This window comes from Streptomyces sp. NPDC050703 (assembly GCF_040654435.1).
Taxonomy (GTDB): domain Bacteria; phylum Actinomycetota; class Actinomycetes; order Streptomycetales; family Streptomycetaceae; genus Streptomyces.
On record NZ_JBFAHX010000019.1, the window covers coordinates 48,072 to 57,356 of the forward strand.

Below are 9,285 nucleotides of genomic sequence, written 5' to 3' on the forward strand. Positions count from 1 at the left end.
TCGCGTGAACCGGCGAGGGCCAGGACGCCGCCGACACCACCAAGGAGTTCCCCCGCATGTCCCGCGAAGATCTCGCCACCTCGCGCAAGGCGCGGCTGTCCCCGCAGAAGCGGGCCCTGCTGGAGAAGCTGAGCGGCAAGGCCCGCACCTCGGGGACCACCCGCATCCCGCGCCGCCCCGCCGACGACCGCCCGCCGCTCTCCTTCGCCCAGCGCCGCCTGTGGTTCCTCGACCAGATGGTGCCCGACAGCCCCGCGTACAACGTCCCGATGAGCTTCCGCGTCCGCGGGCCGCTGCGCCGCGAGGTCCTGGAGCGGGCCGCCGAGGAGGTGGTGCGCAGGCACGAGTCGCTGCGCACCCGGCTGCCCAGCGAGAACGGTGAGCCGTGGCAGGAGATCGTGGACGACGTCCGCGTCCCCGTGGAACTGGTCGACGTCACCGACGACCCGGCGCGGCTCGACACGCTGGTGTACGAGGCCGGCCGCCGCCCCTTCGACCTGGCGAGGGGCCCGCTCCTGCGCGTCACCCTGTACCGGCTCGCCCCCGAGCTGCACGTGGTGCTCCTCAACGCCCACCACGTGGTCGTCGACGGCTGGTCGCTCGGCCTGTTCTGGCAGGAGCTGTTCACGCTGTACGAGGCGTTCGCCGCGGACCGGCCCTCGCCGCTGCCCGAACTGGCCGTGCAGTACGCGGACTTCGCCGTCTGGCAGCGCGAGTACCTCTCCGGTGAGCGCCTGGAGGGCCAGCTCGACTACTGGCGCGGACAGCTGGGCGAGGGCACGGAGAACCTGGAGCTGCCCCTCGACCGGCCGCGGCCGCCCGTCCAGACCTTCGAGGGCGGCGACCTCAGGGACGTCTACCCCGCCGCCCTGCGCGACGAGCTCCAGGCGCTCTGCCGCCGCGAGGGCGTCAGCCTCTTCGTCGTGCTGCTCGGCGCCCTGAACGTCCTCCTGCACCGCTGCACGGGCCAGAGCGGCATCCCCGTCGGCTCCCCGGTGACCAACCGCACCCACGTCGACATCGAACCGCTGATCGGCATGTTCGTGAACACCCTCGTCTACCGGACGGACCTGGCGGGGGACCCCGACTTCCGCGAGGTGCTGCGGCGGGTGCAGGAGGTCGTCAACGGCGCCCAGCAGCACCAGGAGGTGCCGTTCGAGGTCCTGGTCGACGCGCTGCGGCCCGAGCGGTACCTGTCGCAGAACCCGCTGTTCCAGGTCTGCTTCAACTTCCTGCCCGCCAGGGAGATGAAGCCCGGCGACGAACTGGTCATCGAGGCGATCGAGGGCGTGCGGATCGGCACCTCCAAGTTCGACCTGTGGATCAGCGTCGTCGACCGCGCCGACGAACTCCTGGTGGAGGTGGAGTACAACCGCGACGTCTTCGAGCCCGGCACCGTACGCCGTCTCATGGACGCCTTCCGCGTCGTGGTGGAGGCCGCGGCGGCCGGGCCCGACCTCGCCGTCTCCCGGCTGCCCGTACTGCCCGACGCCGACCGCCGCCGCATCGTCGAGGAGTGGAACGACACCGCGAAGACCTTCGACGGCGCGGAGCGCTGCCTGCACGACCTGATCGCCGACCAGGCCGCGCGCACCCCTGACGCGCCCGCGGTCGTCTTCGGCGGCGAAGAGGTCACCTACGCGGACCTCGACCGCCGCGCCAACCGGCTCGCCCACTGGCTGCGCGGCCGCGGCGCGGGCCCCGAGCGCACCGTCGCCGTCTGCGCCGAGCGCTCGGTCGACCTGGTCGTCGCGCTGCTCGGCGTGCTCAAGTCGGGCGCCGCGTACGTCCCCGTCGACCCCGCCCACCCCGCGAGGCGCCGCGCCTTCATGCTCGACGACGCCGCACCGGCGATCGTGCTCACCCAGGAGCACCTGCGGGCCGCGCTGCCACCCACCGAGGCGCAGGTGCTCTCCCTCGACACCCGCTGGGCGGAGATCGCCGAGGAACCGGATGGGCCGGTCGCGCACGGGGCGGGCCCCGACACGCTCGCCTACATGATCTACACCTCGGGCTCCACCGGCGAGCCCAAGGGTGTCCTCAACACCCACCGCGGCATCGTCAACCGGCTGCTCTGGATGCAGGACCGCTACCGGCTCGACGCCACCGACCGGGTCCTCCAGAAGACGCCGTTCAGCTTCGACGTCTCGGTGTGGGAGTTCTTCTGGCCGCTGCTGACCGGCGCCACCCTCGTCGTCGCGGGGCCCGACGAGCACAAGGACCCGGCCCGGCTCGCCGAACTGATCGGCGCCGAGCGGATCACCACCGCCCACTTCGTGCCGTCGATGCTCCAGGTCTTCCTCGGCCAGGAAGAAGGCGAGGGCGGCCTCGCCGGGCGCTGCGCGGACCTGCGGCGCGTGGTGTGCAGCGGCGAGGCGCTGCCGTTCGCCCTCCAGGAGCGGTTCTTCGCCAAGCTGCCGGGCACCGAGCTGCACAACCTCTACGGGCCCACCGAGGCGGCCGTCGACGTCACCGCCTGGCAGTGCGTGCCCGGCGACGAGCGCGGCACCGTGCCCATCGGCCGCCCCATCGCCAACACCCGCGTCCTCGTCCTCGACGAACGGCTCGAACCGGTGCCGGTCGGCGTCGTCGGCGAGGTGCACATCGGCGGCGTCCAGGTGGCCCGCGGCTACCACAACCGGCCCGAACTGACCGAGGAGCGCTTCGTCCCCGACCCGTTCGGCGCGCCCGGCGAGCGGCTGTACAAGACCGGCGACCTGGCCAGGCTGCTGCCCGACGGCGCGATCGAGTACCGGGGCCGCGCCGACTTCCAGGTCAAGGTGCGCGGCATCCGCATCGAACCCGGCGAGGTCGAGGCCGCCCTGACCCGGCACCCCGACGTCGTGGAGGCCGCCGTCGTCACCCGCGACGACCCGCGCGAGGCCGGCCACAAGCAGCTTGTCGCCTACGTCGTGCCCGACACCGCGCCCGCCGCGCGCGCCGCCGGGGGCGACGACCCGATGGCCGAGCGGGTCGCCGAGTGGGCGGAGGTCTTCGACCAGGCCTACGCGCAGGGCGCGGGCGCGCGCGAGGCGGACTTCAACATCGTGAGCTGGAACAGCAGCTACACCGGTGAGCCGCTGCCCGCCGAGGAGATGCGGGAGTGGGTCGACGGCACCGTCGAACGCATCCTCGCCCTCAAGCCCCGCCGGGTCCTGGAGATCGGCTGCGGCACCGGCCTGCTGCTCTCCCGCATCGCCCCGCACTGCGAGAGCTACCACGGCACCGACATCTCCGCGGCGGCCCTGGACTTCGTCCGCACCCGGCTGATCGCCGAGCGCCCCGAACTCGCCGGGGTCACGCTCTCGCACCGCGCCGCCGACGAGAGCGCACGGGACGGCGACGAACCGTACGACGTGGTGATCCTCAACTCCGTCGCGCAGTACTTCCCCGACGGCGCCTACCTGCGCACGGTGCTCGGCCAGGCCCTGGACAGCCTCTCCGGGGACGGCGCCGTCTTCGTGGGCGACCTGCGCAACCTCACCCTGCTCGACACCTTCCACACCGACGTCGAGCTGAGCCGCGCGACGGCGAAGCTCCCCGCCGGGCGGCTGCGTGGTCGCATCGCCCGCAGGACGCGCCAGGAGCAGGAACTCCTCGTCCACCCCGCCTTCTTCACCGCCCTGCGCGCGGAACGGCCCGCCATCAGCGGCGTCGACGTACAGCTGCGCAGGGGCCGCCACGACAACGAGCTGACCCGCTACCGCTACGACGCCGTCCTGCACGTCACGGCGCGGGACACCGCCCCCGACACCGACGTCGTCACACTGGACTGGGCCGACGGCGGCAGCCTCGCCGAGGTCCGCGGGCGCCTCGACGAGGAGCGGCCCCAAGCGCTCGCGGTGCGCGGCGTGCCCAACGCCCGCCTCGCCGCGGTCAACGCCAAGCGGGACCTGCTGCGCGACAAGGACGCCGAGGAGATCGTCGGCGAACTCGTCCGCGACACCGGGACCGGCCCCGCCGGCTACGTGGACCCCGAGGAGTGGTGGCGCCTCGGCGCCGACACCGGCCTCACCGTCACCGTCTCCTGGATGCCGGACGCCACCGACGGCAGCTACGCGGTCCTGCTCAGCCGCACCGGCACCCACCGCCTCGACCTCACGGACACCCTGCCCGCCGGACCCCTCACCAACGACCCCGCCTTCGACCGCGCGGGCGCCGAACTCGTCCGCGACCTGCGCCGCTTCCTCAAGGACAGCGTGCCCGACTACATGGTGCCCGCCGCGTTCCTGCCGCTGCGGGCCCTGCCGGTCGGCGTCAACGGCAAACTCGACCGCGACGCGCTGCCGCCCGTCCCCGAACAGGGCGACGCCGACGGCGCCGCCGCCGAGCCCACCACCCCCACCGAACACGTCCTCGCCGAGCTGTGGGCGGAGGTGCTCGGCGTGGACGACGTGGGCGTGCACACCAACTTCTTCGAGCTCGGCGGCGACTCCATCCACACCATCCACGTCGTCGCCAAGGCCAGGCAGCGCGGCCTGGAGTTCGCCCCGCAGCTCGTCTTCCGGCACGGCACGATCGCCGCGCTCGCCGCGGCGCTCGACGAACAGCGCGCCGCCGCCGACACCCCGGCCCCCGAACGGCGGGCCGCCACCGGCCGGGACGCGGACACGGACACGGCGCTGCGCGACCTGTCCGAGGCGCCCGGCGTCCTCGACGTCTACCCGCTCTCGCCGTTCCAGCAGTGGGCACTCGGCGAGTGGCGCGCACACCCCGAACCCGGCCTCTTCCTGGTGCACCGCATGCAGCTCCTGACGGTCTCCGACTTCAGCGAGGACGTCTTCGTCGACTGCTTCCGGCAGCTCATCTCCGAGCACCCGCTGCTGCGCACCACCTTCGCCTGGGAAGGTCTCGCCGAACCCGTGCAGGTGGTGCACGAGGAGGCCGCTCCCGAGACGGCCTTCGCCGACTGGCGCGGCCTTGCGGGACCCGAGCAGGACGCCCGCCTGGAGACCTACCTCGCCGCCGACCGGAACCGCGGCGTGGACCTCGGCACCGCCTCAGGGCTGCGCTACCTGGTCGCCCTGCTCGACGCGGACACCGCGCTCGTCGTGGTGAGCCTGAACTACTTCTGCCTGGACGGCTGGAGCTTCGAGATCGTCACCGACCGGCTCCAGGAACTGCTCGACGCGGCGGCCACCGGGCGTTCACCGGAACCCGCGCCCGAGAGGCTGGCGTTCAAGAGGTTCGTCGAAGGCGTACGCGCCCTGCCCGCGGGGACCGCCGAGACCTACTGGCGGCGCGCCCTCGCCGGCCTCACCCGGCCGACCCCCCTGTCCGCGGGGGTGCGCGCCGCGCTGCCCGCACAGCCCGCCGAGGAAGGCTGCGCACGGCAGATCATCACCCTCGACCGGGACACCACCCTCGGCTTGCGCCGCCTCTCCCAGCGCGCCCACCTCCCGCTCAACGCCCTCTTCCAGGGCGCCTGGGCACTGGTCAACGCCGCGTACACCGCCGGCGACGACGTCACACACGGCGTGCTCCTCGCCGGTCGCTCCTCACCGGTCGCCGACCCCGACGCGCTCTCCACCATGGTCGGCCCCGCCTTCAACATCCTGCCGCTGCGCACCCGCGTCGACCGCGACGGCGACGCGGGCGCGTTCCTCAAGGACGTCCTCGACGCCCTCGTGGAGATGGGCGGCCACGAGACGACTCCCCTGGACACCGTCATCGGCTGGAGCGACCTGCCGCAGGGCACCCTGCCCTGCGAGAGCTACATCGTGTTCCAGAACGTCGGCGTGGACACCATGGAGCGCGCGGGCACGGCGTTCTTCGTCTCCAAGATGGGCTTCCCGATCCGCCTCGACGTCTTCCCCACCAACGTCGTCACCGTGCACCTGTCCTACCACCGCGACCAGGTCACCGACGCCGCCGCGACCCGGCTCCTGCTCGGGCTCCAGGGCGTGCTCGAAGCCATGCTCGACGGCCTCGACAGGACCGTGGGCGAACTCGCCGACGCCGCCCTGGAGGAGCGCGCCGCCCCGCCCGGCCTCGGCGTCTTCCACGAGGGCGGGTTCCGCGTCGCCGACATACGCGCACAGCAGGGCGGTGACCCCGCTTGAACCGCCCCGTCGTCTTCCAGTTCTCCGGCCAGGGCTCGCAGTACAGCGGCATGGGAGCGGCCCTGTACGAGACGGAACCGGTCTTCCGCCGCGTCATGGACCGCCTCGACGCGGCGGCGGCCGACGAGCTCGGCGAATCCGTGCTCGCCGCCCTCTACGCGCCGGGCCGTGGGCGCGCCGCGCCGTTCGACGACATCGCCTTCACCCACCCGGCGATCGTCATGGTCGAACTCGCCGCCGCCGAGACCCTCATGGCGTACGGCATCGAACCCGGTCTGCTGCTCGGCGCGAGCCTCGGCGAGTTCACCGCCGCCGTGCTCGCGGGCGTCCTGGACGCCGAGGAGTGCCTGCGGCTCCTCGTCCGCCAGGCCACCGCGCTGCGCGCCGCGCCGCGCGGCGGCATGCTCGCCGTACTGGACGACGTGGCGCTGCACGCACGCGTGCCGCTGCTGCGGGAGCGCACCGAGGTCGCCGCCCGCAACTACCCCGGGCATTTCGTCCTCTCGGGCGCCCACGAGGACCTGACGGCCGCCGAGGAGGAGCTGCGGGCCCGCAAGGTGGTGTGCCACCGCGTCCCCGTCCCGTACGCCTTCCACTCCCGCCGGATGGACTCCGGCGAGCCGCTGTTCCGCTCCGTCATGGCGGAGGCCGAGCTGCGCCCGCCGCGCCTCCCCGTCGTCTCCTGCGCCACCGGTGGCGAGGTGGACCGCGTCACGGTCGACCACCTGTGGCGGGCGGCCCGGCTGCCCATCGAGTACGCGGAGACGCTGGCCGCGATGGAGCGGCGCGGCCCCTTCCAGTACCTGGACCTCGGCCCCTCGGGCACCCTGCACAACTTCGCCCGCAACGGCCTGCCCGCGTCGTCGCGCTCCCGGTCGCTGCCGCTGCTGAGCCCGCTGGGCGACGACGTCCGCTCCCTCGCCGCCGTGCGCGCCGCCGTGCCGGCCGCCGAACCCCGTCGTCAGACCCCCGTGACCAAGGACGGCTCCATGAAGGTGTACGGATTTCCCGGCCAGGGCAGCCAGGCCAAGGGCATGGGCAAGGACCTCTTCGACGAGTTCCCCGAGCAGACCGCGCTCGCCGACTCGGTGCTCGGCTACTCGATCCGCGAACTGTGCGTCGACGACCCCCGCCGCGAGCTGAAGCTCACCCGGTTCACCCAGCCCGCCCTCTACGTCGTCAGCGCGCTCAGCTGGCTGCGCGAGCAGCGCGCGGACCCCGGACCGCCCGCCTGCTTCGTCGGGCACAGCCTCGGCGAGTACGTGGCGCTGTTCGCCGCCGGGTCCTTCGACTTCGAGACGGGCCTCCGCCTGGTCGCGCGCCGCGGCGAGCTGATGAGCCGCGCCGCCGACGGACGCATGGCGGCCGTCCTCAAGTGCGACCTCGAAACCGTCGAGCGCGCCCTCGCCGAGAACGGCCTGACCGGCCTGGACATCGCGAACCACAACGCGCCGGGACAGTTCGTCCTCGCCGGGCCCGCCGAGCTGATCACCGCGGCCAAGCCGGTGTTCGAAGGGCTCGGCGCGCACTACGTGCAGCTCAACGTCAGCGCGCCCTTCCACTCCCGCTACCTGCGGGACACCGCCGAGGAGTTCGGCCGCTTCCTCGACGGGTTCACCCTGCGCGACCCGGCCGTGCCCGTCATCGCCAACGTGGACGCCCGGCCCTACCGCCCCGGCGAGGTGGCGCGACAGCTCGCGCGCCAGATCGCCTCGCCCGTGCGGTGGACCGACACGATCCGCTACCTCATGGGCCAGGGCGACTTCACGTTCGTGGAACTGGGCCCCGGCCGGGTCCTCGACAAGCTCGTCACGAAGATCAGAGCGGAGGCGGAGCCGCTGACGGCGGAACCTCTGGTGGCCGGCGCGGAACCCCAGGTGGCGGAAGCTCCGGTGCCCGGCGCGGAGCCCGTGGTGGCGGAACCTCCGACGGCTGAACCGGAGCCCGTGGCGGCGCGGACCGGCGGTGGCCCCGCCTCCCTCGGCGCCGCCGCGTTCCGCGAGCGCCACGGCCTGCGCTACGCCTACCTCGCGGGCTCCATGTACGGCGGAGTGTCCGGCGCGGACCTCCTGGTGCGGCTCGCCAAGGCGGGCGGCATGGGCTTCTTCGGCACCGGAGGGCTCTCCCTGGACGAGGTCGCCTCGGGGCTCGACGCGGTGCGCGCCGGCCTCGGCGCCGACGGGCCCTACGGCGCCAACCTCCTGCACCAGCACGCCGACCCGCACCGCGAGTCCGCCCTCGTCGACCTCTTCCTGCGCAAGGGCGTCCGCACCGTCGAGGCCTCCGGCTTCCTGCGGATCACCCCGGCCCTGGTCAGGTACCGCCTCAGCGGCGGGCGGGTGCTCGCCAAGGTGTCGAGCACCGACATGGCCGCCGCCTTCCTGGCACCCGCCCCGCCCGCGACCGTCCGGGAACTCGTCGCGTCGGGGCAGGTCTCCGCGGACGACGCCGCGCGGTACGCGGACCTGCCGCTCGCCGACGACCTGTGCGTGGAGACCGGCTCCGGCTGGTACGACGCCGTGGGCGGCCTCACCACCCTGCTGCCCGCCGTGCTCCGCCTGCGCGACGCGGCGGCCGGTCCAGGGCCGCGCGTGCACGTCGGCGCCGCGGGCGGCATCGGCACCCCGGAGGCGGCCGCCGCCGCGTTCCTGCTCGGCGCGGACTTCCTGCTCACCGGGTCCATCAACCAGTGCACACCCGAGGCGGACACCAGCACGGCCGTCAAGGACCTGCTCCAGTCGCTCGACGTCCACGACGTGGCCCTCGCGCCCGCCGCCGAGATGTTCGAACTCGGCGTACGCGCCCAGGTCGTCAAGCGCGGCGTGTTCCTGCCGGCGCGCGCCGGAAAGCTGCACGACCTGTGGCGCCGCCACGACTCCCTCGACGCCGTCGACCCGGCGATCCGACGGCAGATCGAGGAGAAGTTCCTGCGCGGCCCGCTCCCGTCCGCCGACGCGGGCGGCGACCCCAAGCGGCGGATGGCCGACGCCTTCAAGACCTACCTCGACCGCGGCTTCGACCTCGCACGACGCGGCGAACCCGGCAGGACCGTCGACTACCTGATCTACTGCGGGCCCGCGATGGGCGCCTTCAACTCCTGGGCCCGCGGCACCGTCCTGGAGTCCTGGCAGTCGCGCCACGTCGACGCGATCGCCGAGCAGCTGATGACCGAGACGGCGGCATTGCTGCGCGACCGCGCGGCGGCGTTCGCCGCGCTCTGAGC

The 9,285-nt window shown here is 73.5% G+C and carries 2 protein-coding genes; both read left to right on the forward strand.

What is annotated here, in order from left to right:
* The first annotated feature begins 56 nt into the window (after positions 1-56).
* Entirely contained in the window at positions 57-6,062 is a 6,006-nt protein-coding gene (locus tag AB0I16_RS19180; protein WP_363250603.1) for an amino acid adenylation domain-containing protein, read from the forward strand.
* The gene (fabD, locus tag AB0I16_RS19185; RefSeq protein WP_363250605.1) at positions 6,059-9,283 is read left to right on the forward strand and encodes an ACP S-malonyltransferase; all 3,225 of its coding nucleotides are present in this window, start codon (positions 6,059-6,061) and stop codon (positions 9,281-9,283) included. Before AB0I16_RS19180 ends, fabD begins: the two co-directional genes overlap by 4 nt.
* Positions 9,284-9,285: the final 2 nt, after the last annotated feature.